The sequence below is a fragment of the Cocleimonas sp. KMM 6892 genome, assembly GCF_035798195.1.
GTDB classification, from domain to species: Bacteria; Pseudomonadota; Gammaproteobacteria; order Thiotrichales; family Thiotrichaceae; genus Cocleimonas; species Cocleimonas flava.
The window spans coordinates 1-236 of sequence record NZ_JAPFBV010000035.1 but is presented as its reverse complement, the minus strand read 5'-3'; the positions used below and the strand labels follow the sequence as shown (position 1 = coordinate 236).

General features: G+C 54.7%; 1 protein-coding gene. It reads left to right on the top strand.

What is annotated here, in order from left to right; translation table 11 throughout:
- Positions 1–236: hypothetical protein (locus OO007_RS20260; RefSeq protein WP_325810195.1), on the top strand; the 236-nt coding region annotated here is incomplete at both ends.

The window sequence follows — 236 nt, the reverse complement described above, 5'->3', positions numbered from 1 at the left end:
CCAGACGGTAGCTTTGGTCCAGTAACCTCGACGGCAACACAGCCCTCGGGAGATGTCTCAACAACCCAAACCGATCCTGCGAATAACATCTCGCCGGCGGTAACGGATACCTATACAGACACCACAGCACCAGATGCGCCGACCCAAACTATCGGGGTTAATCCTGATGGAACCTTGAGTATCACGGGAACCGGAGAACCTGGAAATACGGCTACCGTGACGTTCCCGGATAACAC